Below are 26687 nucleotides of genomic sequence, written 5' to 3'. Positions count from 1 at the left end.
TGAAAATGTTATGAATATCGTTTTTATGGGAACACCAGACTTTGCAGTGCCAGTACTTAGTGCATTGCATTCCACATATCCAGTTAAAGCCGTTGTGACTCAGCCGGATCGTCCTGTTGGTCGAAAGAAAACATTAACTCCTCCACCTGTCAAAGTGAAGGCAGAAGAGCTGGGATTACCGGTATTACAACCCGAGAAAATTAAAAATGAGTGGCAGATTGTGGCGGATCTTGCGCCCGATTTAATCGTTACAGCTGCATTCGGTCAAATTTTGCCACAAGAGCTTTTAGATGTACCAAAATATAAGTGCTTAAATGTTCACGCATCGCTTCTTCCCGAATATCGTGGAGGGGCACCGATTCACCAAGCCATAATTGATGGCAAAAAAGAAACAGGTATCACCATCATGTACATGGCTCAAAAGCTTGATGCTGGAGATATCTTAAGTCAAGAATCTGTGAAGATCTCAGACGATGATAATGTTGGTACGCTCCATGATAAGCTTAGTGAAATTGGAGCGCCGCTTTTAATCCGTACGATCAAACAATTACTTAATAACGAAATTACTCCAATTAAACAAGATGATGAAAAAGCAACATTCGCGAGGAACATCTCACGTGAAATGGAAAAACTTGATTGGTCAAAAAGTGCAAAGGATTTGTATAACCAGATTCGAGGTTTATGTCCATGGCCAGTGGCTTATACAACACTCGAAGGTCAGAATTTAAAAGTATGGAAAGCTGAACTCGTAGTGGAAGAGTCTACCGAAACTGAGTCGGGTGTCATTGTTAAGCTTAATGACGAAGGCCTATTTATTTCTACTGGAAATAAAGGAATGATTAAAATTACAGAATTACAGCCAGCCGGAAAAAAACGAATGGATGCAGCAGCCTTCTATCGTGGAGTAGGTCAAAAAGTGGCTCTTGGAACAAAGGTAGGAGAATAGCATGGGAAAAACAGTTCGTGAATCAGCGTTAGATGTTTTACTTAAGATTGAAAAGAATCAAGCGTATAGTCATCTGCTTTTAAACGATACGAGAAAGAAAGCAGGTTTGGATCGCCGTGATTCTGCACTATTAACAGAGATTGTATACGGGACGATCCAGCGAAAGCTAACGCTAGATTACTATTTAAAACCGTTAATAAAAAAAGACTTAGACAAACTAGATACATGGGTTTTAGTTCTTCTGAGGTTATCGATCTATCAGATGGTTTACTTAGATCGTGTACCTGAGCGTGCAGTGGTTCATGAAGCTGTGACGATCGCGAAGAGTTTAGGACATAAAGGTATCAGCGGAATGGTTAATGGTGTCCTACGAAGCTTTCAACGAACAGAGCGTCCGTCATTTGACGCCATCAAAGATCCGGTTGAGCGTTTGTCCATTCAAACAAGCCATCCTAGCTGGTTACTAGAACGTTGGATCAAGCAATACGGATTAGAAGAAACAGAAGCTATGTGTATGGAAAACCTCACTCCTGCCCCTGTTAGTATGAGAGTTAATGTGGTAAAAACATCGAGAGAAGCATTACTTGAGAAACTTGTGGAAGAAGGAATAGAGGCTAAACCTGCAGAACTTACTGAAGATGGAATCATCATCGAAAAAGGAGCTGTATTTGAAACATCTGCTTACCTAAGCGGATTGATGACGGCTCAAGATGAAAGCTCCATGCTAGTGGCACGAGCGCTTGCGCCAGAAAAAGGGATGAGTGTACTAGATACGTGTGCAGCTCCTGGAGGAAAAACTACGCACTTAGCTGAACGTATGAATAATCAGGGCCATGTGTTGGCACTCGATCTCCATCCTCAAAAGGTGAAGCTCATTAAACAACAAGCAAGCCGCTTAGAATTGTCGATTATTGAAGCGCAAGCGCTTGATGCAAGAAAGCTTGTGGATCACATGGAGCGTTATGACAGAGTTCTTGTAGATGCGCCGTGTACAGGATTTGGCGTCTTAAAACGAAAGCCAGATATCAAGTGGGCTAAATCAGAAAAAGATGTTCAACAGATTGCTACCATTCAAAAAAATATTTTGCAAGCAGCTAGCACTTGTGTAAGTGTTGGAGGTCTTCTCGTATATAGTACCTGCACAGTGGACAAGGATGAGAATGAAGGAACCGTTCAAGCATTCTTAAAAGAGAATCCTGAGTTCTCACTGGATGCCAGCTTAAAAGACCGATTGCCTAAGGCGCTTGATTCAGAACGTTTTACGGATGGAATGGTAACCGTTCTTCCTCAGGATCATCATTCAGATGGATTTTTTATTACAGCTTTAAAAAGAAATGCCTAGTTAAATAAGATAAGCTCATGAAAAGAGGTGGATGAATGAGTAACAGCCTAGATTATATTTTCTTATCAGACGTAGGACAAGTTCGGTCTCATAACGAGGACTCAGGTGGAATCTATCAGACGAATGCAGGTCTTCTAGCATTCGTTGCTGATGGAATGGGTGGTCACCTGGCTGGTGATGTAGCGAGTGCGATGACCTCCAGATTATTAAGTGGGGCGTGGGAGCAAGTTGAGCAACCACTTACAGCTAATGAGGCGGAGCGATGGCTAAAGGAACAATTTTCTTCGATAAATTTAGCGGTTCACGATCATGCGAACACTCATGAAGAGTGCCAGGGTATGGGTACTACGCTTGTGGCAGCTATTTGTACAGAAGAATATGTTGCCATCGGTCACATCGGCGATAGTCGTGCCTATTTGCGTACAGATGAATCGTTTTCACAAAAAACATCAGATCATTCATTAGTTGAAGAGTTAAGACGTACAGGTCAAATTTCTTCTGAAGAGGCGGAGAATCATCCGCGCAAAAACGTTCTTTTACGAGCACTCGGTACGGAGCCTTCGGTAAAAATGGATGTCATGATCTTCTCATTAGAAGCCCCTTGGGATTTACTTTTATGCTCTGATGGGTTATCTGATAAACTTTCAACGACCGATATTGAATCATTTCTAAGCTCCGATGATTCAGTTGAAGCCGTATCCAAACAATGTATCCAGGAAGCTAACGATCGTGGGGGCGAAGATAATATCTCCATTGCGCTGGTCCGTTTTCCTGCAGCTTCTAATGAGGTCGGGTGATCTGCATGATAGGACAACGAATTAGTGACCGGTATGTGATCATTGAAGGCATCGGTGGGGGTGGGATGGCAAATGTTTATCTAGCCCTAGATGTGATATTGGATCGTCACGTGGCGGTTAAAGTACTTCAGCCCCAGTTTTCTGACGATGAACAATTTATTAAACGATTTCGCAGAGAAGCACAGGCAGCTACGAGCTTAGCTCACCCAAATATTGTGAATATCTTCGATGTTGGTGAAGAAGGCAACCTATATTACATTGTGATGGAATATGTTAAGGGTCAGACTCTTAAAGAGTTGATTCAACAAGAAGGTCCATTACAAGTTGATGTTGCATTAGGCTATCTTAAACAAATTTTAGCTGCGATGGCTCATGCCCATGCTAACCAAATTGTGCATCGGGACATAAAGCCTCATAATATTTTAATTAGTGAAGATGGCGAAGCAAAAGTAGCTGATTTTGGTATTGCACGAGCGATGTCAGCTGCAACCATAACGCATACAAACTCTGTTATGGGTTCTGTTCATTACTTATCACCTGAACAAGCGCGTGGTGGTCATATTACCTATCGCTCAGATATCTATTCACTTGGCATTGTGTTTTACGAAATGCTGTCAGGGGTGTTACCTTTTTCAGGTGACACAGCTGTGTCTATTGCCATTAAACATTTACAAAACGATATGCCTTCCATTCGGCAAATCAATTCATCCATTCCTCAAAGTGTAGAAAATATGATCCATAAAGCAACAATGAAGGATCCTGCTGCGAGGTATCAAACGGCTGAAGAAATGGAAGAGGATGCGTACACGCTCCTAGATCCTGATCGATCTGATGAGGTGCCTTATGCATTTAAAAAGGAAGACGATCATGAAGTGACCAAAGCGGTTCCGATTGTTGGAAAGCTTCCAGAATCGGTTGATTTAGAAAAAACGATTGCAGCGGAACCAACAAAACCTGTTCAACAGGTGACAGAAAGTAAACCGTCTCAAGCAGAGCCGATTGCTAAACCGAAAAAACCGAAAAAGCGGAAAAAATGGCTAATTATCCTTATGCTAACGGCTCTTTTCACTTTAATAGTAGGAGCCACTGCATTTGCTATTTTACCAAGTGTCTTTCGGGTTGGAGAAGTAACCATTCCAGACATCATTGATGAACCCATTGAAGATGCAGAGCAAACACTAGAGGATCTTCGTTTAACTGTAGACATTGAAGAAGTTGAGGATGATTCAGTAGATTCAGGACATGTGATCTCAGTAAACCCACGTGTAGGATCCTCAGTAAAAGAGGGTTCAACCGTTAGAGTCCAAGTGAGTGGGACTGAAGAAGAAATCACCTTGCAAGATTATGTAGACTTACCTATTGAGCAAGCAGAACGACTACTAGAGCAATTAAATGTGACAGTTGAGAGAGTAACTAGGGAAAGCAATGAAAAACCAGAAGGGACCGTTATTAGTCAAACACCAGTTTCTGGATCAACCATTGTACCCTCAAACACTCCAGTGTATTTAACGTACGCCGTTAAGAGTCAAATTCGTCTTTCTAATTTAGAAGGAGAAACGGAAGAAGAAGCTCGCTCATATTTTAATAATGAAGGGTTAAGAGGACGGTTTTCCTTTGAATTTAGTGATACGATTGCCGAGGGAAGAATCATCTCTCAAGACCCTGAGCCATTTGAAATGCTTGATCCAGGTAGTAATGTAGAAGTGGTTGTTTCCAGGGGAGCAGAAGGTGAGTCACCTGGAGGAACAGCACCTCCTGCAACCGATACACCAGGGGATGACGAACCAGATGACGAAGAAGAACCGAGCCGTGTGATTGATGTCAGTCAACCTGTAGAAGTTTCGCAGCAGGAACAAGAGGATGGAAAGGTTTTTGACATTCGGATTGTTTATCGTGATGCGTCAACGGAAGGCGAGGATGAAGTATTTGTGGATGAAGAGATTTCCGAATCAAAGACTTATACGATTCCTTTACGAGTAAGTCCTAGCTATTCTGGTTCGTTTGATTTGTATATTAATGATGAATTAATCAAAAGCTCAAGTGAACGAACATATGAACAGTAGTAGCTGATGATGCACGGTCTAATGGGGCCGTGCATGTCCTACGTTTGCTCACGTACAAACCCTACTAAATGAATGAGAAAGAAGGTTTTTATGCCAAATGGATTAATTGTAAAATCACTTAGTGGATTTTATTATGTGCAGGATGAAGATTCGTATATTCAATGTCGAGGTCGAGGGTTGTTTCGAAAGCAAAAGCGTAAGCCCTTAGTTGGAGATCGAGTTGAGTATGAGGCTGAAAATAACACGGACGGGTATATAATGGAATTGCTAGAGCGAAAAAATGAACTTGTTCGTCCTCCGATAGCAAATGTTGATCAAGTGCTTCTTGTTTTCTCTGCCTTAGAGCCTGATTTTAGCACACTGCTACTTGACCGGTTTTTAGTTCATATCGAAGCAAGTGGAATTGAACCTGTCATTCTTATAAGTAAAATGGATTTAGTAGACGAAAAGCAGGAAGCAGAGATTCGAGACTATGCTCTGCATTATGAAGCTATAGGGTATCGTGTACGCTTAACTTCAAAAGAAGACGAGCAAGGTGTAAACTGGTTATTGCCTGATCTTGATGATCGTATTTCTGTTGTAGCAGGTCAATCCGGAGTTGGGAAATCTTCCTTACTAAATGCTTTAAAGCCTAATCTGCAGATTGAAACGGACGAAATCTCCACTCATTTAGGGCGTGGTAAGCATACAACCAGACATGTGGAATTATTAAGCATTGGTTCTGGATTAGTAGCCGATACACCTGGCTTTAGTTCTGTAGAATTTACAGAGATTGAAGCAGAGGACTTGGGGCTGTATTTCCCTGAGATCGCAACGCGAATCCCAGATTGTAAATTTCGTGGTTGCTTGCATACGTCTGAACCAAAATGTGCAGTAAAAGATGCTGTGCAGGATGGTACAATCCAATCGTATCGATATGAGCACTATCTATCATTTTTAGAAGAAATTCATCAAAGAAAAAGGAGATACTAATATGATTAAAATCGCTCCTTCTATTTTATCAGCCGATTTTGCAAAACTTGGAGCAGAAATTCAAGATGTTGAAGCAAGTGGTGCTGACTACATCCATGTAGATGCGATGGATGGACATTTTGTACCGAACTTAACAATCGGCCCGTTAATTGTAGAAGCCATTAGACCGCACACAACACTACCACTGGATGTTCATTTGATGCTCTCAAATCCAGATCAATACATAGAAGCTTTTGCCAAAGCGGGAGCTGATATCATCTCAGTCCATGTTGAAGCTTGTACACATCTTCATCGCACCATTCAATTAATTAAACAACAAGGGGTTAAAGCAGGTGTGGTCTTAAACCCAGCAACCCCGGTCGGGTCAGTTGTGCCAATTTTAAAGGACGTTGATCTTGTCCTGCAGATGTCAGTGAACCCTGGGTTTGGTGGACAACAGTTTATTGAGGGAGTTTTAGGCAATATTTCAGAGCTCGCTGCATACAGTAAACGTGATGGGTATTCCTTTGAGATAGAAGTTGACGGAGGAGTGAATACTCAAACAGCCAAGGCTTGCCTTGACGCTGGTGCTACTGTCCTTGTTGCTGGATCAGCCATTTTTGGTGAGTCTGATCGTCGTAAAGCGATCCAAGACATACGTCACTCACAATCTGGAACGCAATAATAGTTCTGTTTTTGCTTTTAAGGGCATAGCATGGTGGTAAAGAATAGCTTGGCTGTTCTCGGAAGACAACGTAGGCTTTATTCATTCATTTTTGGGGGAAAAAGCTTAGTGTGACGTAAGGAATTGGTAAGGGCTTTAAAACATCCCGTTGTTCCGTTGTGATCAGCTGTGTTGGCGAATTTCGCTAAGGAGGAGGAGCCATGAAGTTTTATACCATCAAGCTGCCCAAGTTTCTCGGTGGATTTGTGAGGGCTGTACTTAGTTCATTTAAAAAAGCCTAGCAAAAAAGCACCGAATATACGGTGCTTTTTTGCTAGGTTCAATTAAACACGTTGTACTTTTCCTGATTTAAGCGCGCGAGCTGAAACGTAAACGCGTTTCGGCTTACCGTCTACAAGAATACGTACCTTTTGTACGTTAACTCCCCAACGGCGCTTAGTTTTGTTTAAAGCGTGAGAACGCTTATTACCAGTACGGGCTTTTTTGCCTGTAATATGACAAACACGGGCCATGACTTGCACCTCCTTATTCATTCCACCTTACGATGAGACCAATTCATACTCGAATATCTTAGCATAGGCATTAAGAGAAAGCAATAGAAAGTGATAACTTTATCAAGGGAGAACCCTTGACACCCCTATTGTTTCTTTCCTAATCGCCTAATGTATAGTAAAATGAAGCTAATGTGCAGTTCTTAAAGGAGGATACATATGTCTATTGAAATGAAAACTCAACTTGGAATGGTCGATGTTTCAAGAGATGTTGTCGCAACGGTAGCCGGTGGAGCAGCAGTTGACTGCTATGGAATCGTTGGTATGGCTTCACAAAAGCAAATTAAAGATGGTTTGTCTGATTTACTGGGTAAAGAGAATTTCCGTCGAGGCGTCGTAATTCGTGAGGTAGAAGAGGACATTCATATTGATATGTATATTATCGTAAGCTACGGTACTAAAATTTCTGAAGTAGCACATAACGTACAAACAAAAGTGAAGTATCAACTGGAACAAATGCTTGGACTAGATGTTGGATCAGTTAACATCTTTGTACAGGGTGTTCGAGTGTTAAACACTTAGGGGTAGTTAGGAGGAAATGTTGTGGCGGTTAAGAGACTAGAAGCAAATAAGCTCGCTCATATGTTTATTGAGGGAGCGGATAATTTATCGAGGCACGTAAAGATTGTGGACTCCCTAAATGTGTTTCCAGTCCCAGACGGTGATACAGGGACAAATATGAACCTTTCCATCACTTCAGGTGTGAAGGAAGTGCAAGCTCAAACAGCAAAGGATGCAGGGACGATCGCTGCTTCCTTTGCTAAAGGTTTGTTAATGGGAGCTAGAGGTAATTCAGGGGTCATTTTATCACAGCTCTTTAGAGGATTCTCCAAAGCGGTGGAAGGCAAACAAACACTAAATGCTGAAGACTTCGCTAAAGCGTTTGAAAAAGGGGTTGAAACAGCATATAAGGCTGTGATTAAACCAGTAGAAGGAACCATTCTAACGGTTGCCAAGGATTCAGCTAAACAGGCTGTAAAATCTGCTAAAAAGAATGATGACATCATCGTTGTCATGAGTGATCTGATTAAAGAGGCAAAAGCATCCTTAAAGCGGACACCGGATCTTCTTCCTGTATTAAAAGAAGTGGGTGTTGTTGATTCTGGTGGACAGGGGTTACTTTATATTTACGAAGGGTTCCTTGCTGTTCTTGAAGGGAAAAAATTAAAAGATCAGCAACCAGTCACACCAAATATGGACGACCTGGTTAAGATTGAACACCATCATCAATCAGCACAAAGCCATATGGCGACAGAAGATATTGAATTTGGCTACTGCACGGAAGTGATGGTCCGTTTTGATCAAGAGCGCTTGAAAAAAGAAGCGTTTATTGAAGAAGATTTCCGTAATGAATTAAGTGAGATTGGTGATTCATTACTAGTGGTATCTGACGAAGACCTGCTTAAGGTTCATATTCATGCTGAGTACCCTGGTGAGGTTTTATCACGTGCGCAGCGCTATGGTGATTTTATTAATATTAAAATTGAGAATATGCGAGAGCAGCATACGCATCTTCTAGATGAAACACAGGCGTTTTACGGTGATTCTGAGCAAGTGGAAGCACAAAGAGAAACGTTTAAAAGTGAGTTTGGAATTGTAACCGTTTCGATGGGCGAAGGAGTTTCTAAACTCTTTAAAGGGTTAGGTGCTCAAGAGGTGATTCAAGGTGGTCAAACCATGAATCCAAGCACCGAGGATATTGTTAGTGCCATCAACAAAGTAAATGCGAAAAATATATTGATTCTACCAAACAACGGAAATATTATTATGGCAGCAGACCAGGCAGCTGACGTTGTTGATTCAAAAGCTATCGTAATCCCGTCAAAAACGGTACCACAGGGACTTGCAGCATTACTTGCATTCAACCCTTCTATTGATATTGAGAAGAATGCTTCTCATATGAATGAAGCGATGAAAGCAGTAAAGTCTGGACAGGTAACCTACGCCGTTCGAGACACACAAATTGAAGGTCTGCAAATTCAAAAAGATGATTATATTGGAATTGCCGATAAAAAAATCGTTAATACCCATAAAGATCTAGTTGAAGCGGCTAAAGAGCTTCTTACTCATATGATCGATGATGATAGTGAAATGGTTACTGTTTTAGCTGGCGAAGATGTGTCAGAACGTGAAACCAAAGCATTAATCCAATATCTTGAAGACACGTTTACAGATGTTGAATTAGATATTCATCAAGGAGATCAGCCATTATATTCTTATATTTTTTCTGTTGAATAAAGAGCCCAGCAGAAAAGGAGGGGTGTGTACCAATGACAAAGATTCGAATTGTTACAGACAGTACAGCCGATATTCCTCGGGAGCTCGTTGATCAATGGGGTATTGAAGTGATTCCTTTAAACGTGGTGTTTTCTGAAAACGAGACCTATGAAGATGGAGTGACATTAAGCCCAAGTGCTTTTTACGAGAAGCTTGAGACGGAGCAGGCTATGCCTACAACGTCTCAGCCGACTCCGCATCAATTTGAGCAGCTCTATCGCTCTCTTCATTCAGACGGAGCTGAGGTTATTTATTCCATTCACTTATCTTCAAAACTAAGTGGAACGTTTCAATCTGCGACCATTGCCAAACAATCATTAGAAGATGAGCTTGATATTCGAGTGATCGATTCTAAGCAGGCTTCTTATGCGATTGGTATTATTGTGGCTGAGATGGCAAAAATGGCTAATGAAGGACAGCCTGTTGACATTTTAGATAAAAGATTAGAGTATTTATTACAAGAGACTACTGTTTATTTTCTGGTAGATACCTTGCAATACCTTCAAAAGAACGGACGTATTGGGAAGGCTTCGGCCATTTTAGGTTCATTGTTAAAGGTAAAACCGATTCTCTCATTATCTAAAGAGGGTGAAGTGTATCCATTTGATAAGGCTCGCGGACCAAAAAAAGCAGTATCCCGTATTATAGAAGCGATTAAAGAACAATATGGAGATGAACCCATTCATATTGGAGCTTCGCATGCACTGAATGAAGAGCTTGCGAATGAGTTAATTGAACGTGTCAAACAAGAATGTCAGGTGGAATCTGTTGTGATTACATCGATTGGAGCAGTCATTGGCGCCCATGTGGGTCCGGGAACTGTATCCATCTCTTGTACAAAAGCTACGAACAAATAAATGTTTAAAAAAGACTGACGCTTCCATTCAGGTCAGTCTTTTTTTACGAAGGAGAGGGATTGTATATGAAATATCGGACCGTTTTTGATATTATTGGTCCTATTATGATTGGTCCTTCTAGCTCGCACACTGCTGGTGCTGCTAGAATCGGTCGTGTTGCACGTACGTTATTTAACGGTGATCCTACTCAGGCGAATATTCATTTGTATGGCTCATTTGCCCAAACCTATAAAGGCCATGGAACCGATGTGGCTGTAGTGGGAGGCATTCTGGATTTTGATACACACGATCCAAGAATTCAAGAATCAGAAAGCTTGGCTAAGAAAGCCGGGATCACAGTTTTATTTCATGAGGAAGATGCTGTTACAGATCATCCCAACACCATGCGGATTGTCCTGGAAAACGACCAAAAATCAATGGAGCTTGTAGGCATTTCGATTGGCGGCGGTAAAATTGAAATCATAGAAATGAATGGGTTTAAGCTACGTTTATCCGGAAACCATCCAGCGATTTTTGTTGTACACCATGACCGCTACGGTGTGATTGCTGCAGTTTCAAATTTACTAGCAAAATATGAAATGAACATAGGTCATATGGAAGTATCGAGAAGAGAAAAAGGAGAAGAGGCCTTAATGGTAATGGAAGTCGACCAAAATGTTGAACAAAAGTTACTAGATGAGCTCTCCTCGTTGCCTAATATTAAATTAGTTTCAAATATTCACGAATAAGAGTAGGAGGGATAGTATGTTTCGGAATGCAGCTGAATTAATAGAAAGAGCCGTATTTGATGGGATTTCCATTTCTGAAGTGATGATTCGTCAAGAGGTGGAAGAAACAGGCCGTTCACGTGAGCAAGTGATTGAACGGATGCGTGCAAACTTAGAGGTCATGAAAGCAGCGGTAAAGAGAGGGACAACGGAAGATATTAAATCTGTATCTGGTCTAACAGGTGGGGACGCTAAAAAGCTACAGGCTTATATAGCAAAAGGGAACACACTTGGTGGAGATAACTTACTAGATTCAGTCAGTAAGGCTATGGCTACGAATGAAGTGAATGCAGCGATGGGAACCATCTGTGCAACGCCTACAGCAGGAGCAGCTGGAGTCGTACCGGGTGTGTTATTTGGTATGCAAAACAGATTGCAGCCGACAGATGATGAGATGATTGATTATTTATTCGCGGCAGGTGCGTTTGGTTTTGTGATTGCCAATAATGCTTCGATCTCAGGAGCAGCAGGTGGATGTCAAGCAGAGGTTGGTTCTGCGTCAGCGATGGCTGCAGCGGCGCTTGTACAGCTTGCAGGTGGAACGCCAGAGCAATCGGGAGAGGCGCTTGCCATCGCACTAAAAAATCTGCTTGGACTTGTTTGTGATCCTGTAGCCGGACTTGTTGAGGTTCCTTGTGTGAAACGTAATGCAATGGGTGCGTCTGTGGCCATCACGGCAGCTGACATGGCACTAGCTGGCATTACAAGCCGAATCCCTTGTGACGAAGTGATTGATGCAATGTATCGCATTGGTCAGACGATGCCGGTTGCATTAAAAGAAACGGCGCAGGGAGGACTTGCAGCTACACCAACTGGAAGAAGACTAGAAGCTGAAATATTTGGAGTGTCAATGGACAAATGAGTATAAATCCTCACAAACGCCCGATTACAGACGTAACTGGTATCGGGGAAGAGAGGGCGAAACTGTTTGAGGGCTTAAAGCTTAAAACAGTTGGGGATCTTCTTGAGTATTTTCCTTTTAGATATGAAGATTACAAAATTAAAGATCTTCAATCTGCAGAGCATGACGAACGCGTTACGGTTATAGGAACGATTCATAGTGAACCGTCTGTCCGGTATTACGGAAAAAAGAAAAACCGTTTATCGTTCCGAATGCTTGTAGGAAAACTGCTCGTAACCGTTACATTTTTTAATCGAGGGTTTCTAAAAAAACAATTAACATTAGGTGCTGAAGTAACGGTCTCCGGAAAATGGGACCGTCACCGCATGACCATAACTGGAACGGAGATACACCAAGGTGCGATTCAACAGGAAAAAACGATTGAACCAGTGTATTCTGCGTCAGGAACCGTTACAAGTAAAATGATTAAAGGAGCCATTTCACAAGCATTAAAGCAGTTTGGTTCAGAAGTACCTGAGCCACTTCCTGAAGCCATTCGAACAAAATATAAGCTTGTATCGAAGCATGAAGCAGTCACCCAGCTTCACCATCCGACTGATCAAGGGACTGTGAAACAAGCAAGAAGACGTATGGTGTATGAGGAATTTCTGGCGTTTCAATTAAAGATGCAGCTATTTAGAAAAGTTCAACGGGAGCAAAGTAGTGGACAAGCAATAGAGGTTGACCAAAAAATTCTAAAGACGTTTATCACGTCGTTACCATTCCCATTAACTAATGCTCAGAATCGTGTTATTCAAGAAGTGATTAAAGACTTAGCATCACCATACCAAATGAATCGCTTGTTACAAGGGGATGTAGGCTCCGGAAAAACGGTTGTTGCCGCAGCATGCTTGTACGGCGTGATTTGTGAAGGCTACCAAACAGCGCTAATGGTCCCGACTGAGATTCTAGCTGAGCAGCATTTAGAATCATTAAAAGGCTGGCTCGAGCCACTCGGAAAACGAGTGGAGCTATTTAGTGGATCACTTAAAGGAAAACGCCGCCGTGAGTTACTTCAGGATTTAGCAGATGGAGCCATTGATTTGGCAGTCGGTACTCATGCGTTGATTCAAGACGATGTTGTGTTTAAACGACTCGGGTTTGCAATTACAGATGAGCAGCACCGTTTTGGTGTGAATCAGCGAAGACAGCTTCGTAGTAAGGGAGAGCATGTAGATGTGCTATTTATGACAGCCACTCCGATTCCACGAACGCTTGCTATTTCTGTCTTTGGTGATATGGACGTCTCAATCCTAGATGAAATGCCAGCTGGTAGAAAACCAATTGAGACCTATTGGGCAAAGCATGATATGCTTGAGCGCGTGCTTGGATTTGTTGAAAAAGAATTACAGCAAGGACGCCAAGCCTATGTCATTTGTCCGCTTATTGAAGAGTCTGAGATGCTTGATGTTCAGAATGCGCTGGATGTGCACCAGATTCTAACCGGGTACTTTAAAGAACGTTTTGCAGTAGGTTTAATGCACGGTAGATTATCCTCAGATGAAAAAGACGAGGTTATGGCGTTATTTGATCAAAATAAAACGCAGGTACTTGTCTCAACAACTGTTGTAGAGGTAGGAGTAAACGTTCCAAACGCGACGATGATGGTGATCTATGATGCGGATCGATTTGGACTGGCCCAGCTTCACCAATTACGTGGTCGAGTCGGTCGCGGTGATGCACAATCCTATTGCGTGTTACTCGCTGATCCGAAAACGGAAAATGGCCGTGAGCGAATGCGGATCATGACAGAAACAAACGATGGATTTGTTTTATCAGAAAGAGATCTTGAACTACGGGGTCCTGGAGATTTCTTTGGAGCAAAACAAAGTGGTCTGCCAGATTTTAAGGTAGCGGACGTTGTCCATGATTATCGTACGCTGGAAGTGGCCAGGCAGGATGCGCAGGCATTGGTTGATTCAAACCACTTCTGGAAGGATCCTGAATATCAATGGTTGAGAGAGTATTTAGAAACAACGGGGGCGCTCGATCAGGGCAAATTAGATTAGCAGTTGAAATCAATGAACATTCATGTTTATACTACTCTTAGGACCTAGTCATAAGAGTAGTTTCGGTCAGGGAAAAGGGGGACAGCTAAGAATGAGACGTAAAAAAAAGGATAGGCAAGCCCTTCTTCAGGAGACCTTACAGCAGCATCCGTTCATGACAGACGAAGAACTTGCGACTCATTTTGAAGTAAGTATTCAAACGATACGATTAGACCGTATGGAGCTGTCCATCCCGGAGTTGCGTGAACGAATAAAAGGCGTCGCAGAGCGACAATTAGATGAATTACAATCCATTTCTGCAGAAGAAGTGTTTGGTGAAATCATAGATTTACAATTAGATGAAAGAGCCATCTCGATATTTGAAGTAAGTAAGGATGAAGTGTTTAGTAAATCAGGAATTGCTCGTGGGCATTATTTGTTTGCGCAGGCGAACTCTCTAGCTGTCGCTGTAATTAATGATGAACTGGCGCTAACAGCTAAAGCAACGATCAGGTTTAAGCGTCAAGTAAGAAGTGGCGAACGGGTCGTAGCCAAAGCAACTGTCACTCGTCTTGAAAAGGAAAGAACAATGGTTTCCGTTGAGAGCTATGTGGAAAAAGAAAAGGTGTTCCAAGGGGAATTTATTATGTACCGTTCAAGTCAAACGAACATGTCTTGAACGTGAAGGAGGAAGCTGAGTGAAAATTGCTCTAGACGCAATGGGTGGAGATCATGCACCTAAGGCACAAACGATGGGTGCAATGAGAGCCATTCAAGAATTTAAAGAGCTTGAAATTACGTTGATTGGCGATGAACAAGCCATCCGATCACATCTGACAAATGATGAACGGATCTCAATTATACATACAACAGAAAAGATTGAAGACACAGATAAGCCAACTCACGCCGTTAGAAGGAAAAAGGATGCTTCCATGGTCCTTGCTGTGCGTGAAGTGAAGGAAGGAAGAGCGGATGCTTGTATCTCTTCCGGAAACACAGGTGCATTGATGACTGCGGGTCTTTTGCATGTTGGCCGAATTAAAGGAGTAGATCGCCCTGCGCTAGCTCCTATGCTACCAACAATGGGTGGAAGTGGCTTTCTTCTTTTAGATGTAGGGGCGAACATGGATGCAAAACCACAGCATCTTCTTCAGCATGCTGTGATTGGAAGTACGTATATGCAGCTTGTGAAAAATGTCTCGAAGCCTCGAGTGGGTCTTTTAAACGTTGGAACGGAAAGTGGCAAAGGAAACGAATTAACAAAAGCTACCTTCCCTTTGCTTGAACAATCAAACCTTCACTTTATTGGAAATGTGGAAGCACGTGATTTGTTGGAAGGCGTAGCAGATGTGGTCGTTTGTGACGGATTTTCTGGAAATCTAGTTTTAAAAACAATCGAAGGAACAGCGTCATCCTTATTTGGTTTAATCAAAAAAGAGCTGACTAAATCCGTGAAGAACAAGCTGGCTGCAGGTGTTTTAAAGCCAACGTTTCGCGATATTAAAACACAGATGAGCTATTCTGAATATGGTGGAGCAGGATTATTTGGTTTACGTTCACCTGTCATTAAAGCGCACGGTTCTTCTGATGAAACAGCAATGTTTCATGCCATTCGTCAAGCAAAATTAATGGTTGAACAGCAGGTTGCCGCCCTCGTTAAGTCAGAGCTTGCAAAAATGCCTCAAGCAGAGGAAGAAAAAGGAGAATCATGATGGGTAAAATTGCGTTTTTATTTCCAGGACAAGGGTCACAAAAAGTGGGAATGGGAGCTGAGTTGTATGAAACGGAAGCATCCAGCAAAACCATTTTTGACCTTGCCGATCAAACATTAGGATATTCTCTAAGTCAAGTGATGAAAGAAGGTCCAGAAGAGACACTAAGACGCACTGAGAATACACAGCCGGCTCTTGTAACAATGAGTCTCGCGGTACTTGAGTTAGTTAAAGAAGCGGGAATTCAAGCAGATTATGTGGCTGGTCACAGCTTAGGGGAATACAGTGCACTCGCAGCAGCTGGTGCAATGTCATACGAAACAGCCATTGAATCAGTACATAATAGAGGGCTATTTATGGAAGAGGCCGTTCCATTTGGTGTAGGCTCAATGGCAGCCGTACTTGGCCTTGATGCTGAGAGTCTCAACAAAATAAGTGGCGAAGTAGCAGGAAATGGGGAAGTTGCAGAGCTTGCAAACTTAAATTGTCCTGGCCAAATTGTCATTTCAGGTACGGCAAAAGGTGTGGAGCAAGCGGGTGAGCTAGCACGTGCTGCTGGAGCAAAACGTGTGTTACCTTTACAAGTTAGTGGCCCATTCCATTCAAGCCTTATGAAACCAGCGGCTGAAAAGCTAGCTGCACTTCTTGCAAACAAAGAGATTAAAGACATCGAAACACCTGTGATTGCAAACGTTACAGCTACGGAGAGCACATCAGGTGAAGCCATTCGTGAACAGTTAGTGGAGCAGGTCTACTCGTCCGTTCGCTGGGAAGAAAGTATTAAGCACCTGATAGATCTTGGAGTTGATACATTCATTGAAATTGGCTCAGGTAATGTGCTAACAGGACTCATGAGAAAAATTGATCGAAATGTTGCAGCTTACGCAGTATCTGACCGTAAAAGTGTAGAGGACGTAGCAGCAAAATTAAAGGGGGATGCAAACTAATGTTAAAGGATCAAGTAGCAATCGTTACTGGCGCATCCAGAGGGCTAGGACAAGCCATTGCAATGGAACTCGCTGAAAAAGGCGCAAAAGTCGTTGTAAATTATGCTGGAAGCAAGGAAAGAGCAGAGCAGGTAGTAGAGGATATTAAACAATTGGGTGGAGAAGCGATTGCAGTTCAAGCGGATGTAGCAGATTCTGAGCAGGTTCAAGCGCTGATTAAGCATTCTGTTGAAACATTTGGTCGAATTGATATCCTTGTTAATAATGCGGGAATTACAAGAGACAATTTACTTATGCGTATGAAGGAAGATGACTGGGATGCAGTAGTGAATACCAATTTAAAAGGAGTATTCAACTGTGCAAAAGGTGTGTCCAGACAAATGATGAAGCAGCGCTATGGACGTATCATTAATATCTCTTCAGTGGTTGCTGTTATGGGTAATCCAGGGCAAGCCAATTATGTAGCGGCTAAGGCTGGTGTGATAGGGCTAACAAAATCAATGGCTAAAGAGCTTGCTAACCGTAACATTCATGTGAATGCTGTTGCACCAGGCTTTATTGAGAGTGATATGACTGAGGTACTAAGTGATGAAGTAAAAGCACAATACCTGACTCAAATTCCTCTTGGAGCCCTTGGAGAAGCAAAACAAGTGGCCTCTGTTGTTCGTTTTCTAGCAAGTAGTGATGCTGACTATATGACAGGTCAAACACTACATGTAGATGGTGGATTAGTGATGCCCTAGATGATTTGTGCGGCAAAGTGCTTCTTGACAGGTTCTTAAAATGCCGTTAGAATTCATCTAGCTGAGATACAAGCTATTTTTTGAGAGGAGGTGAATGAACATGGCAGATACACTTTCACGTGTGACTAAAATTGTTGTCGACCGTCTTGATATTGATGAGGCGCAAGTTAAACCTGAGGCATCTTTCAAAGATGATTTAGGAGCAGATTCACTAGATGTGGTGGAACTTGTAATGGAACTTGAAGACGAATTTGACATTGAAATTTCTGATGAAGAAGCAGAAAAAATTGCAACTGTTGGAGACGTTATTACTTACATAGACAGCCAGCAGTAATCTAGTTGATCCCATGTGGCTATGCCATATGGGATTTATTTATGAACTGCAAGCTGACTTTTGTAATTTTTGCTTAGCTTTTTGCAAAAACTTTGATACAATTTAGATGTAAGTTTATTTTCCGTGTTGGAGGTCACCATGCCACATCAATCAAAGCCGTATCGTAAATCAAGAAACCATGACAAAAAAGGCGGTGGACGTCGTCTAATTTTGTCCGAAGAACAAAAGCGTCAATTTGATGACCTGCTAGTCCGAACCGGATTAACGTTTGAAAACCGTAAGTTATTGATTCAGGCTTTTACGCATTCATCTTATGTGAATGAGCATCGCTTATATGCTGCGACTGATAATGAGCGACTAGAATTCCTCGGAGATGCTGTCTTAGAACTTGCCGTTTCCCAATATCTGTACAAAAAGTACAAGAACATGAGTGAAGGTGACATGACCAAGCTTCGTGCTTCGATTGTTTGTGAACCATCACTTGCAAGGTTTGCAACAGAGCTAGAATTTGGCAAACTTGTTCTACTCGGAAAAGGCGAAGAAGTAACTGGAGGGCGTGTTCGTCCTGCACTACTTGCAGATGTATTTGAAGGATTCATTGGTGCGCTATATCTAGATCAAGGCTTGGACGCCGTTTATTTGTTTCTTAGCCAAACGATGTATCCAAAGATTAATGAGGGTGCTTTTTCGCATAAAATGGATTTTAAGAGTCAGCTTCAGGAATTTATCCAGCGTGATGGCCTTGGAGTACTTCAGTATGTAATCGTACAAGAACGGGGTCCGGCACATGACCGAGAATTTGTCTCGGAAGTGCAACTAAATGGTACGCCACTTGGGGATGGAATCGGTCGTTCCAAAAAAGAGGCAGAGCAACTTGCGGCGAAACTTGCGCTTGAGAAGTTAAACGCGAACACCAGAAGCAGGTAATGGGTCAGATTATTGCATGTAAAAAAGGCTGTCGATGACTCGCAGCCTTTTTTACATGGTTATGATTTGCGTAATTGTCCAAGCTCAGACACAATGGCTTCCATTTCTCGAACAGAAACAGAGCGTTGCTTTTGCACCCATTCAAAGATGTCGCGAATGTCTTCATAGGAAGAAGCATCAAACTTTTCGGCATTCAGGGCTCCAGCATTAACGGTCTGTAGCTTGTTTTCAATTTCTTTAAGCATATAATTCATATTCTCAGCTGTGTTCATTGATAAGTCCATGTTGGACCTCCTTTATCATTACATAAAGCTAATCCTATCATAATCGCATCCGTTTGTCTTACCCCTTTAGAAATCTCTTAAACCGTTCTAAAGTGTGATAAACTAAAATCTAAAGTGTCTAGAGCAAGGAGGGAATGCATGTTCCTCAAACGATTAGAAGTGAAAGGATTTAAGTCCTTCGCTGAACAAGTAAATGTAGAGTTTGTGCCAGGTGTAACGGCTGTAGTCGGACCAAATGGCAGCGGGAAAAGTAATATCTCGGACAGCATTCGTTGGGTGCTTGGCGAACAGTCTGCGAAATCATTACGCGGAGCAAAGATGGAGGACATCATCTTCGCCGGTAGTGATTCCAGAAAATCAGTGAATGTAGCTGAAGTCAGTTTGATCCTAGATAATGAGGATCAACATTTAAATATCGATTTTAGCGAGGTTAGCGTCACAAGACGTGTATATCGCTCAGGTGATAGCGAGTATCTGTTAAATCGTCAGCCTTGCAGGCTAAAAGATATCGTGGAGTTGTTTCTTGATTCAGGACTCGGCCGAGAAGCCTATTCGATAATTGGTCAAGGAAAGATTGAAGAAATCTTAAGCAGTAAGTCAGATGACCGTCGCCTTATTTTCGAAGAGGCAGCAGGCGTACTTAAATACAAAACGCGTAAAATTCAAGCTGAAAAACGATTAAATGAAACACAGGAAAATGTAAATCGTGTAGAAGATATCTTGCATGAACTTGAATCTCAGGTTGAGCCATTACGCGAGCAATCGTCCATCGCAAAGGAATTTATTGAAGCAGAAAAGAAACGAAAAAAAGAAGATATCACCATTACTGCTGCTGAAATTAATGACTTACACGCAAGATGGACCGAAGCCAAAGAAAAGCTAGCATCGTTTAAGACACAGCTTGAGGTACACGAAAAAAAGATTCAGGAGTCGGAAGAAGCGATCACATCGTGTCGGGAAGAATCAAAAGCGGTTGCCGAAGCCTTACAAACAGCTCAGGAGCGTCGCCTCCATGTAAGTGAGGAATTAGAAAAAAACGAGGGCCGAAGAGGTGTCTTACAGGAGCGTCAGAAAAACGCGGTCTATAATATTGATCAGCTTACTGAAGACATTGCAGATAAATCATCAAAGCTTGAGAGCCTCCATGCAACGGTGGCAGAAAGACAAGAGCTTGTAGAAAAAGAAAAAGTAGAATTAAATCGGTGGAAAGCCGAGCTGCGTTCGCTTGAAGGTGTACTTCAGGGAAGTGGACCTGGAATTGAAGCAAAACTTGATCAGCTTAAGGCTGATTACATTGAGGTATTAAATGAACAGGCGTCTATTCGTAATGAACAGCGTTATTTAGAAGAACAAAAGCGTCAGCAATCCTTTAAGCGCGAACGTATCGTAAAAGAACATGCCGATTCAAAAACAAATCGGAGCAGTTTAACGCGACAACTTAATGATGCAAAAGCACTCGTTACAACGATACAGGATGAGCTTGAACAATTAACTGGTCAAGAACAAACGATTGCGGCCACACAGTCAAAGCTTGATGAAGAATATCAACAAAATGAATCAAAGCTGTATGAAGCCTATCGCATTTTACAGAAGTCAAAGTCACGAACGGAAGCTCTACGTGAGATGGAATCAGACTTCACTGGATTTTATCAGGGTGTTAAAGAGATTCTTAAAGCACGTGACGGGCAACTACAAGGTATACGCGGGGCGGTAGCTGAACTCGTTCGGACGGAAAAACAGCACGAGCTTGCTATTGAGACAGCGCTCGGTGCACAGGCTCAACATGTAGTGGTAACAAACGAACAACATGCCAGAGATGCCATACGCTTTTTAAAACAAAAACGATTTGGCCGCGCTACATTTTTACCAATGTCGGTCATTAAGCCTCGCATGATGCCAGATGCGCAGTTACGAATCATTTCAAATGAAGACGAGTTTGTCGGATTAGCCATTCACCTTATCCGTTATGAGGATGAGTATCAGCATGTGCTTTCAAATTTACTCGGTTCTATTGTCGTTGCTAAAACGCTTGAAGGTGCTAATAAGCTTGCTGCTAAGATTGGCCATCGCTTTCGCATCGTGACACTGGATGGTGACATTGTGAACCCAGGTGGATCAATGACGGGTGGGAGTGTAAAGCAGAACCAGTCGTCACTTGTTGGACGTAAACGAGAGCTGGACGATTTAACTCATCAAACAGAGAAGCTTGAGCGTACGGTCTATCAGCTAGAGCAACGAATGCAACAACAAAAACAAAATCGTGCAGAGCAGCGGACAGAACAGGCTAGCCTGCAGCAACAGATACAAGTAAAACGCTCGGAATGGCAGGAGCAGCGTTCTCGCTTGAAGGAGCTTGAACTTACAACGGCTAATATGGAACAACAGTATTCGCGAATGGATCGTGAGGAAGCAGCTGCGGCAAAAGAAGAACAAGCAGTTATTGATCGCTTAGATGCCTTATCTAAAGTGCTTGTCGAAACCAATCAACGAGAGCAACAATGGAAGCTTGAAATTGAAGAATTAGAGACTCAATTAAAAGAGCAACAGCATTCGAGAGAAGACCTTCAAGAAAAGCTTGTACGTGTGAGAATTGCAGAAGCTGAATCAAAACAGCGTGTAAAACACGTAAGCGAGCAGTTTGATTTTACAAATCAACAGCTGAACGACCTTAAAGGTGAGCTTAAAGATTTACGTGAAGAGTTCGATTTGCTTTCATCAACCATGAATAATGGTTCAAATGGGGAAGAACAGCTAACTGAACAAATTCATTCGTTGCGAAAAGAAAAAGATACGGTTCAGCAACAGCTTAAAGTGCTTGTTGAAAAGAGTGCTAAGCTTGATGATCAATACGCTGAGCTTGAAGAACAATTAAAAAGAAATCAAGGTCATTACGCATTAGCGCACGATGACTACAAGCACCAAGATGTTCGCTTAAATCGACTTGATGTCGATCTTGAACACCGCTTGGAGAAGCTTCGTGTAGAGTATGAGCTTTCCTTTGATGCAGCTGTTAAAGACTATCCACTCGAAGGCTCTATAGAGGATGCGAAAACAAGGTTAAAGCTTTTAAAACTAACAATTGATGAATTAGGACCAGTCAATCTCGGGTCCATCGAAGAGTTTGAGCGAGTGAACGAGCGCTATTCGTTTTTACTTGAGCAACAGCAAGATTTACTCGAAGCAAAGGAAACCTTACATCAGGTTATCGCAGAGATGGATGAAGAAATGACAAATCGCTTCCAGCATACCTTTACTCAAGTAAGAGGACATTTCCAAGAAGTCTTCCGTGAGTTGTTTGGTGGCGGTGAAGCTGATCTTGTATTATCAGATCCATCTAATATTTTATCAACTGGTGTTGATATCATGGCTCGTCCTCCTGGCAAGAAGCTGCAGCATTTAGCATTACTATCGGGTGGCGAACGTGCATTAACGGCGATTGCTTTGCTGTTCTCCATTTTAAAGGTACGACCGGTTCCTTTCTGTGTTCTCGATGAAGTGGAAGCCGCATTAGACGAAGCAAATGTCAGTCGATTTGCGCAGTATTTGAAGGATTTCTCAGAAGCTACGCAATTTATCGTGATCACACATCGAAGTGGAACGATGGAAGAAGCAGATGTACTGTATGGTGTGACCATGCAGGAATCAGGTGTATCAAGACTTGTTTCGGTTAGACTGGAAGAAACAAAGGAACTAATTGAAAGCTAGGAGGAAACAACATGAGTTTTTTTAAGAAGTTAAAAGATAAAATTACAAATCAAACAACGGAAGTAACAGACAAGTTTAAGTCAGGTCTTGAAAAAACAAGAGAATCGTTTGCAGGTAAGATGAATGAGCTAGTTTATAAATACCGTAAAGTAGATGAGGATTTCTTTGAAGAGCTTGAAGAATTATTGATTAGCTCTGACGTAGGTGTCTCAACCGTGATGGAGCTTGTCGAACAGCTAAAAGATGAGGTTCGCCTGCGTAACTTAAAGGACACTAAGGATGTTCAACCTGTCATTTCTGAGCTACTTGCGAATATGCTTGATGAAGGAAAAGAAGCACAAGAACTGAACCTGCAAACAGATGGACTGACTGTTATTTTAGTAGTGGGTGTCAATGGTGTAGGAAAAACCACATCGATTGGAAAAATGGCTCACTATTTAACGCAGGAAGGCAAAAAGGTAATGCTTGCTGCAGGCGACACATTCCGTGCTGGAGCGATTGATCAGCTTGAAGTATGGGGCGAGCGTGTTGGTGCAGATGTCATTAAGCAGCAAGCAGGTAGTGATCCAGCTGCGGTAATGTATGATGCGATTCAAGCAGCAAAGTCTCGAGGTGCCGATGTACTTCTATGTGATACAGCAGGACGACTTCAAAATAAAGTGAATTTAATGAACGAGCTGGAAAAGGTGAAACGGGTCATTGAACGTGAAGTGCCGGGTGCCCCTCATGAAGTTCTGCTTGTACTAGATGGGACAACTGGTCAAAATGCGATGGTTCAAGCGAAAACATTTGGCCAGTCAACAGATGTAACGGGGATTGTTTTAACAAAGCTTGATGGAACGGCTAAGGGCGGAATCATTATGGCGATTAAGCGTGAGCTTGATATTCCAGTTAAGTTTGTTGGACTTGGTGAGCAGAAGGATGACCTTCAGCCATTCCAGGCAGATCAGTTTGTATATGGCTTGTTTAAAGATGTACTAGACTCACCAGACGACGTACAGCCAAGTTAAATTGTTATGTTAAGAAAAAAACTTGACACAAGAGCGGCTCTCCTGTAATATAAATTCTCGTAAAGGGGAATCACTTAACAAGGGGTGAAGCTTCGTGCTAGATAAAACGCTCAGAATGAACTATTTGTTTGATTTCTATCATTCCCTGCTCACTCTGAAGCAGCGCGAATACATGTCCCAGTATTATTTAGATGATTTTTCCCTTGGAGAGATTGCCGAGCAATTTGAAGTGAGTCGTCAAGCGGTTTATGACAACATCAAACGGACAGAAGCGATGCTTGAAGAGTACGAAACCAAGCTTGAGCTCCTTGAGAAGTTTGAGAAACGGACAAGTTTGCTGGCACAATTAGAAACAGCTATTCAAGAGAACGCGGCTCCTTATGAGATGCAGAGTCTAATAGATACGATTCGGAAACTGGACTAGGAGGCGGTAACATGGCATTTGAAGGCTTAGCTGAACGGCTCCAGGGTACCCTGACAAAGATTCGCGGCAAAGGGAAAGTTAGCGAGCAAGACATTAAAGAAATGATGCGTGAAGTCAGGCTTGCCCTTCTAGAAGCTGACGTGAACTTTAAGGTCGTTAAACAATTTATTGCTGATGTAAAAGAAAAGGCACTTGGCCAAGAGGTAATGAAAAGCTTAACTCCTGGTCAACAAGTCATAAAAGTTGTAAATGAAGAGCTCACTGCACTTATGGGTGGCGAGCAAAGCAAGCTGGCTGTTTCTACGAAGCCACCAACGGTCATTATGATGGTTGGACTTCAAGGTGCAGGTAAAACAACGCACACAGCAAAGCTTGCGAATCATTTACGCAAAAAGCACAACCGCAAACCAATGATGGTTGCTGCTGATATCTATCGTCCAGCTGCAATTAAACAGCTTGAGACGTTAGGGAAACAAATTGACATGCCTGTTTTTTCATTAGGAGATCAAGTGAGCCCTGTTGAGATTGCCAAACAGGCAGTAGCCAAAGCAAAAGAAGACCATCATGATTATGTGTTAATTGATACAGCAGGTCGCCTGCATGTAGATCAAGAGCTAATGGATGAATTAAGTCAAATTAAGGAATCTGTTAACCCTGATGAGATCCTACTTGTGATTGACGCAATGACTGGTCAAGATGCGGTGAATGTTGCTGAGACATTTAACGAGCAGCTTGGTTTAACAGGTGCTGTCCTCTCGAAGCTAGATGGCGATACGAGAGGTGGAGCTGCGATCTCGGTAAAAGCTGTTACAAACACACCAATTAAGTTCGCTGGTATTGGTGAAAAAGTGGATCAGCTTGAACCGTTCCATCCGGATCGAATGGCTTCCCGGATCCTCGGCATGGGAGATGTCTTATCCCTGATTGAGAAAGCTCAATTTAATGTTGATGAAGAAAAAGCGCGTGAGCTTGAGAAGAAAATGCGTAACGCTGACTTTACTTTTGATGACTTTTTAGAGCAGCTTGAGCAGGTCAGAAGCATGGGACCTCTTGAAGATTTACTTGGAATGATGCCTGGCATGAAGAAAAACAAAGCCATGAAGGATTTACAAGTAGATGAAAAACAAATTGGTCGAGTTGAAGCGATTGTTCGTTCAATGACCAAAAAAGAAAAGCAAGACCCTTCGATCTTAAACGGAAGTAGAAGAAGAAGGATTGCAAAAGGAAGCGGCACAACCATTCAGGATGTCAATCGTCTGTTGAAGCAGTTTGAAGATATGAAGAAAATGATGAAACAGATGACTGGAATGCAGGCTGGAAAAGGGAAACGTCGTGGAAAAGGACTCGGTGGCCTGAAACTACCATTTTAAAAAAATCTATTCTGCTCTATAAGATAAGTCTTGTAGGAACGTGGAATTGATGATATTATACTAAATTGTGTAAATAATCTTGGAGGTGTACAGCGAAATGGCTGTTAAAATTCGACTTAAACGTATTGGTTCAAAGAAAGCTCCTGTCTATCGTGTAGTAGTTGCAGATTCTCGTGCTCCACGTGATGGACGTTTCATCGAGGAAATCGGAACATACAATCCGGTTGCTCAACCTGCTCAGTTTTCTGTTAAAGAAGACAAAGCATTAGACTGGATGTTAAAAGGTGCAAAACCTTCTGACACAGTTCGTAACCTTTTCTCAAAAGAAGGGTTAATGGAAAAGCTTCACAACGCTAAAAACCAAAAGTAATTTGACCCGAGGTGATCTGTGATGAAAACGTTGGTTGAACATATAGCTCAATCACTTGTTGATGATCCGGAATCTGTTAAGGTTGAAGAACATCAAGAAGGTCAGACAGTTTATCTACGATTGACGGTTCATCCGGATGATATGGGAAAAGTGATTGGTAAAAACGGACGAACAGCAAAAGCTCTGCGCTCAGTTGTTTATGCAGCTGTGAACAAGCAGGGAAAGAAAGTAAAGCTGGATATCGTTGAATAAGAAAGGGTGGGGGAAACCTCTCCCTTTTCTTGTATGTCTATCGTTAGGTGATCTCATTGTTTTGAATGGAGTGTGATGACATGCAGTTTTTGCAAACCGTTTCCATTAAACAAGTATTAACCGAAATCAAAAAAGATACATTAACTAATGAGCTCTATGCAGAACAAGAACAGCTCACACGTGAAATCGAGCAGTTTCATTTTCAAATGCACAAATCGATTAAAAAAACAGATTCCACCTCTCAAGAATATCAGCTTCGCAAGCGTTACGAGCAGGAAATGAATAAACGGATTGAAAAGAAAAAGGGCATTGAGTTCAGACTTCAACAGCTGGAGCGCCTTCCCATTGGCTCTGAGATCACAAGTGGCCAAGCGCAGGCGATTGTAGAGCTAAATGTAGGGGATCCTTGGCCGGACACTGAGCAACCGCTAGAGGTCGTTGTGAAGGATGGAATCATTGAACAATTTCGTGGAAAGTAGGAATT

Annotated in this window: 28 protein-coding genes; 26 read left to right on the top strand and 2 right to left on the bottom strand. The window is 42.2% G+C overall.

Annotated elements, in window-relative coordinates:
- The first annotated feature begins 10 nt into the window (after positions 1-10).
- The 7 genes from fmt (at position 11) to spoVM (ending at position 7065) form a co-directional block, all read left to right on the top strand.
- Positions 11-946, top strand: a complete 936-nt coding sequence (fmt, locus tag JNO66_RS06075) for a methionyl-tRNA formyltransferase (RefSeq protein ID WP_203087292.1) — start codon at positions 11-13, stop codon at positions 944-946.
- A gap of 1 nt (position 947) precedes the next feature.
- Positions 948-2288, top strand: a complete 1341-nt coding sequence (gene rsmB, locus JNO66_RS06070) for a 16S rRNA (cytosine(967)-C(5))-methyltransferase RsmB (RefSeq protein ID WP_203087291.1) — start codon at positions 948-950, stop codon at positions 2286-2288.
- Positions 2289-2323: 35 nt separating this feature from the next.
- Positions 2324-3085, top strand: coding sequence for a Stp1/IreP family PP2C-type Ser/Thr phosphatase (locus tag JNO66_RS06065; protein ID WP_203087290.1), 762 nt, complete (start codon positions 2324-2326; stop codon positions 3083-3085).
- Between the two features lie 5 nt (positions 3086-3090).
- Positions 3091-5148, top strand: coding sequence for a Stk1 family PASTA domain-containing Ser/Thr kinase (gene pknB / locus JNO66_RS06060; protein ID WP_203087289.1), 2058 nt, complete (start codon positions 3091-3093; stop codon positions 5146-5148).
- Between the two features lie 90 nt (positions 5149-5238).
- Positions 5239-6120 carry a ribosome small subunit-dependent GTPase A gene (gene rsgA, locus JNO66_RS06055; RefSeq protein WP_203087288.1) on the top strand — a complete coding sequence of 294 codons (882 nt, stop codon included), beginning with the start codon at positions 5239-5241 and terminating at the stop codon, positions 6118-6120.
- Between the two features lies 1 nt (position 6121).
- Complete coding sequence (gene rpe / locus JNO66_RS06050; protein WP_203087287.1) at positions 6122-6784, top strand: ribulose-phosphate 3-epimerase; 663 nt, start codon at positions 6122-6124, stop codon at positions 6782-6784.
- A gap of 200 nt (positions 6785-6984) precedes the next feature.
- Positions 6985-7065 carry a stage V sporulation protein SpoVM gene (spoVM, locus tag JNO66_RS06045; protein WP_203087528.1) on the top strand — a complete coding sequence of 27 codons (81 nt, stop codon included), beginning with the start codon at positions 6985-6987 and terminating at the stop codon, positions 7063-7065.
- 42 nt (positions 7066-7107) lie between these two features.
- Here spoVM and rpmB read toward each other — a convergent pair whose 3' ends face one another.
- Entirely contained in the window at positions 7108-7296 is a 189-nt protein-coding gene (gene rpmB / locus JNO66_RS06040) for a 50S ribosomal protein L28 (RefSeq protein ID WP_143848813.1), read from the bottom strand.
- 198 nt (positions 7297-7494) lie between these two features.
- Here rpmB and JNO66_RS06035 point away from each other — a divergent pair, with 198 nt between their 5' ends.
- The 12 genes from JNO66_RS06035 to rnc all read left to right on the top strand — a co-directional run bounded on the left by JNO66_RS06035 (position 7495) and on the right by rnc (position 18788).
- Positions 7495-7857, top strand: a complete 363-nt coding sequence (locus JNO66_RS06035) for an Asp23/Gls24 family envelope stress response protein (RefSeq protein WP_203087286.1) — start codon at positions 7495-7497, stop codon at positions 7855-7857.
- Between the two features lie 21 nt (positions 7858-7878).
- Positions 7879-9573, top strand: a complete 1695-nt coding sequence (locus tag JNO66_RS06030; protein ID WP_203087285.1) for a DAK2 domain-containing protein — start codon at positions 7879-7881, stop codon at positions 9571-9573.
- 32 nt (positions 9574-9605) lie between these two features.
- Positions 9606-10469, top strand: coding sequence for a DegV family protein (locus tag JNO66_RS06025; RefSeq protein WP_203087284.1), 864 nt, complete (start codon positions 9606-9608; stop codon positions 10467-10469).
- 65 nt (positions 10470-10534) lie between these two features.
- On the top strand, positions 10535-11197 hold the full coding sequence (gene sdaAB, locus JNO66_RS06020) for an L-serine ammonia-lyase, iron-sulfur-dependent subunit beta (RefSeq protein WP_203087283.1): 663 nt from the start codon (positions 10535-10537) through the stop codon (positions 11195-11197).
- Between the two features lie 16 nt (positions 11198-11213).
- Positions 11214-12098 (top strand): L-serine ammonia-lyase, iron-sulfur-dependent, subunit alpha, encoded by an 885-nt coding sequence (gene sdaAA / locus JNO66_RS06015; RefSeq protein ID WP_203087282.1) that lies wholly within the window; start codon positions 11214-11216, stop codon positions 12096-12098.
- Positions 12095-14146 (top strand): ATP-dependent DNA helicase RecG, encoded by a 2052-nt coding sequence (recG, locus tag JNO66_RS06010; RefSeq protein WP_203087281.1) that lies wholly within the window; start codon positions 12095-12097, stop codon positions 14144-14146. The genes sdaAA and recG overlap by 4 nt, the downstream gene beginning before the upstream one ends.
- Positions 14147-14237: 91 nt before the next feature.
- A complete protein-coding gene (gene fapR / locus JNO66_RS06005; RefSeq protein ID WP_203087280.1) occupies positions 14238-14804 on the top strand; it encodes a transcription factor FapR in 567 nt (188 codons plus the stop codon).
- Between the two features lie 19 nt (positions 14805-14823).
- Positions 14824-15837 carry a phosphate acyltransferase PlsX gene (gene plsX, locus JNO66_RS06000; protein WP_203087279.1) on the top strand — a complete coding sequence of 338 codons (1014 nt, stop codon included), beginning with the start codon at positions 14824-14826 and terminating at the stop codon, positions 15835-15837.
- On the top strand, positions 15837-16784 hold the full coding sequence (gene fabD / locus JNO66_RS05995) for an ACP S-malonyltransferase (protein WP_203087278.1): 948 nt from the start codon (positions 15837-15839) through the stop codon (positions 16782-16784). Before plsX ends, fabD begins: the two co-directional genes overlap by 1 nt.
- Complete coding sequence (gene fabG, locus JNO66_RS05990) at positions 16784-17527, top strand: 3-oxoacyl-[acyl-carrier-protein] reductase (protein ID WP_203087277.1); 744 nt, start codon at positions 16784-16786, stop codon at positions 17525-17527. The genes fabD and fabG overlap by 1 nt, the downstream gene beginning before the upstream one ends.
- 100 nt (positions 17528-17627) lie before the next feature.
- Positions 17628-17861: an acyl carrier protein gene (gene acpP, locus JNO66_RS05985; RefSeq protein ID WP_203087276.1), complete on the top strand. Its 234-nt coding sequence runs from the start codon at positions 17628-17630 to the stop codon at positions 17859-17861.
- Positions 17862-17999: 138 nt separating this feature from the next.
- The gene (rnc, locus tag JNO66_RS05980) at positions 18000-18788 is read left to right on the top strand and encodes a ribonuclease III (protein WP_203087275.1); all 789 of its coding nucleotides are present in this window, start codon (positions 18000-18002) and stop codon (positions 18786-18788) included.
- A gap of 59 nt (positions 18789-18847) precedes the next feature.
- On the opposite strand, the gene JNO66_RS05975 is transcribed toward rnc, so the two are convergent.
- Positions 18848-19072 carry a DUF1128 domain-containing protein gene (locus JNO66_RS05975; protein WP_203087274.1) on the bottom strand — a complete coding sequence of 75 codons (225 nt, stop codon included), beginning with the start codon at positions 19070-19072 and terminating at the stop codon, positions 18848-18850.
- Between the two features lie 138 nt (positions 19073-19210).
- Between JNO66_RS05975 and smc the strand changes: the two genes are divergently transcribed.
- The 7 genes from smc (at position 19211) to JNO66_RS05940 (ending at position 26682) form a co-directional block, all read left to right on the top strand.
- Positions 19211-22777 (top strand): chromosome segregation protein SMC, encoded by a 3567-nt coding sequence (smc, locus tag JNO66_RS05970; protein ID WP_203087273.1) that lies wholly within the window; start codon positions 19211-19213, stop codon positions 22775-22777.
- Between the two features lie 11 nt (positions 22778-22788).
- Positions 22789-23787, top strand: coding sequence for a signal recognition particle-docking protein FtsY (gene ftsY, locus JNO66_RS05965; RefSeq protein WP_203087272.1), 999 nt, complete (start codon positions 22789-22791; stop codon positions 23785-23787).
- 94 nt (positions 23788-23881) lie between these two features.
- Entirely contained in the window at positions 23882-24211 is a 330-nt protein-coding gene (locus tag JNO66_RS05960) for a putative DNA-binding protein (RefSeq protein WP_203087271.1), read from the top strand.
- A gap of 11 nt (positions 24212-24222) precedes the next feature.
- The gene (gene ffh / locus JNO66_RS05955; protein WP_203087270.1) at positions 24223-25581 is read left to right on the top strand and encodes a signal recognition particle protein; all 1359 of its coding nucleotides are present in this window, start codon (positions 24223-24225) and stop codon (positions 25579-25581) included.
- Between the two features lie 97 nt (positions 25582-25678).
- Positions 25679-25951 (top strand): 30S ribosomal protein S16, encoded by a 273-nt coding sequence (gene rpsP, locus JNO66_RS05950; protein WP_203087269.1) that lies wholly within the window; start codon positions 25679-25681, stop codon positions 25949-25951.
- A 21-nt stretch (positions 25952-25972) separates the two neighbouring features.
- Positions 25973-26203, top strand: a complete 231-nt coding sequence (locus JNO66_RS05945; RefSeq protein ID WP_203087268.1) for a KH domain-containing protein — start codon at positions 25973-25975, stop codon at positions 26201-26203.
- 80 nt (positions 26204-26283) lie between these two features.
- The gene (locus JNO66_RS05940) at positions 26284-26682 is read left to right on the top strand and encodes a YlqD family protein (protein WP_203087267.1); all 399 of its coding nucleotides are present in this window, start codon (positions 26284-26286) and stop codon (positions 26680-26682) included.
- Positions 26683-26687 lie beyond the last annotated feature (5 nt).

The organism is Alkalicoccobacillus gibsonii (genome assembly GCF_016798245.1).
GTDB lineage: Bacteria > Bacillota > Bacilli > Bacillales > Bacillaceae_D > Alkalicoccobacillus > Alkalicoccobacillus gibsonii.
Note: the sequence above shows the minus strand (reverse complement) of the source record. Positions and strands in the feature narration are given on the sequence as shown.

Bases quoted from the DNA above. Each gene is read 5' to 3' on its own strand.
- fmt (WP_203087292.1), top strand. From the start codon at position 11: ATGAATATCGTTTTTATGGGAACACCAGACTTTGCAGTGCCAGTACTT.
- rsmB (WP_203087291.1), top strand. From the start codon at position 948: ATGGGAAAAACAGTTCGTGAATCAGCGTTAGATGTTTTACTTAAGATT.
- JNO66_RS06065 (WP_203087290.1), top strand. From the start codon at position 2,324: ATGAGTAACAGCCTAGATTATATTTTCTTATCAGACGTAGGACAAGTT.
- pknB (WP_203087289.1), top strand. From the start codon at position 3,091: ATGATAGGACAACGAATTAGTGACCGGTATGTGATCATTGAAGGCATC.
- rsgA (WP_203087288.1), top strand. From the start codon at position 5,239: ATGCCAAATGGATTAATTGTAAAATCACTTAGTGGATTTTATTATGTG.
- rpe (WP_203087287.1), top strand. From the start codon at position 6,122: ATGATTAAAATCGCTCCTTCTATTTTATCAGCCGATTTTGCAAAACTT.
- spoVM (WP_203087528.1), top strand. From the start codon at position 6,985: ATGAAGTTTTATACCATCAAGCTGCCCAAGTTTCTCGGTGGATTTGTG.
- rpmB (WP_143848813.1), bottom strand. From the start codon at position 7,296: ATGGCCCGTGTTTGTCATATTACAGGCAAAAAAGCCCGTACTGGTAAT.
- JNO66_RS06035 (WP_203087286.1), top strand. From the start codon at position 7,495: ATGTCTATTGAAATGAAAACTCAACTTGGAATGGTCGATGTTTCAAGA.
- JNO66_RS06025 (WP_203087284.1), top strand. From the start codon at position 9,606: ATGACAAAGATTCGAATTGTTACAGACAGTACAGCCGATATTCCTCGG.
- sdaAB (WP_203087283.1), top strand. From the start codon at position 10,535: ATGAAATATCGGACCGTTTTTGATATTATTGGTCCTATTATGATTGGT.
- sdaAA (WP_203087282.1), top strand. From the start codon at position 11,214: ATGTTTCGGAATGCAGCTGAATTAATAGAAAGAGCCGTATTTGATGGG.
- recG (WP_203087281.1), top strand. From the start codon at position 12,095: ATGAGTATAAATCCTCACAAACGCCCGATTACAGACGTAACTGGTATC.
- fapR (WP_203087280.1), top strand. From the start codon at position 14,238: ATGAGACGTAAAAAAAAGGATAGGCAAGCCCTTCTTCAGGAGACCTTA.
- fabD (WP_203087278.1), top strand. From the start codon at position 15,837: ATGGGTAAAATTGCGTTTTTATTTCCAGGACAAGGGTCACAAAAAGTG.
- fabG (WP_203087277.1), top strand. From the start codon at position 16,784: ATGTTAAAGGATCAAGTAGCAATCGTTACTGGCGCATCCAGAGGGCTA.
- acpP (WP_203087276.1), top strand. From the start codon at position 17,628: ATGGCAGATACACTTTCACGTGTGACTAAAATTGTTGTCGACCGTCTT.
- rnc (WP_203087275.1), top strand. From the start codon at position 18,000: ATGCCACATCAATCAAAGCCGTATCGTAAATCAAGAAACCATGACAAA.
- JNO66_RS05975 (WP_203087274.1), bottom strand. From the start codon at position 19,072: ATGGACTTATCAATGAACACAGCTGAGAATATGAATTATATGCTTAAA.
- smc (WP_203087273.1), top strand. From the start codon at position 19,211: ATGTTCCTCAAACGATTAGAAGTGAAAGGATTTAAGTCCTTCGCTGAA.
- ftsY (WP_203087272.1), top strand. From the start codon at position 22,789: ATGAGTTTTTTTAAGAAGTTAAAAGATAAAATTACAAATCAAACAACG.
- ffh (WP_203087270.1), top strand. From the start codon at position 24,223: ATGGCATTTGAAGGCTTAGCTGAACGGCTCCAGGGTACCCTGACAAAG.
- rpsP (WP_203087269.1), top strand. From the start codon at position 25,679: ATGGCTGTTAAAATTCGACTTAAACGTATTGGTTCAAAGAAAGCTCCT.
- JNO66_RS05945 (WP_203087268.1), top strand. From the start codon at position 25,973: ATGAAAACGTTGGTTGAACATATAGCTCAATCACTTGTTGATGATCCG.
- JNO66_RS05940 (WP_203087267.1), top strand. From the start codon at position 26,284: ATGCAGTTTTTGCAAACCGTTTCCATTAAACAAGTATTAACCGAAATC.